The organism is Neisseria sp. P0021.S007, assembly GCF_051956855.1.
This window is the reverse complement of the sequence record NZ_JBQCXA010001115.1, coordinates 1-530: the sequence shown is the minus strand read 5'-3', so window position 1 is coordinate 530 and position 530 is coordinate 1. Positions and strand designations below refer to the sequence as shown.

Annotated in this window: 1 pseudogene; it reads right to left on the bottom strand. The window is 47.5% G+C overall.

Annotated elements, in window-relative coordinates:
- Positions 1-530: pseudogene (locus ACTHUR_RS17805) on the bottom strand (peptidase M23); the annotation flags it as partial.

Genomic DNA, 530 nt, shown 5'->3' with positions numbered 1-530 from the left:
CTCTTTCTGCTGGAGCGATTTACCGTTTTGATCATAATAGCTGCCGCTCTCTTCGTCGCCTTTGCCTTGGCTGTAATAATAAGCCTGATAGGTTTTTCCGCCTTTGACAATTTCAGCCGCCAGAATATCGCCGGTACCCATTTGCTGGCCGCGGAAATACATATTGTTGTACAGAAGACGCACAACATCGCCTTCCTGCAATTCTTCCAAACTCAATACGTCAGAGAAAATTTCGCTTAGCGACTCGCGGATTTCAACCGGTATTTCAGCCTGCGCCATCGCGCCGCGTGCGGAAGTTCGCACAACAATAGAGCGCAAAGTCGGCATGACTTTCATGTCTACTTCAGAAGTAGACAGCTGCCATTTGCCTTTGACTTTTTCCAACGCGACAAGGTTTCGTTCCAATTCTTCATCGGTAAAGAATTGCACGTCCGTTACCTGACCTGATGAATCGACACGGATGTTGACGGATTGGTTGGCGCGCAAATGCTGCATATTTTGATCTGCGCTGTTTTTCGCCATGATTTGTT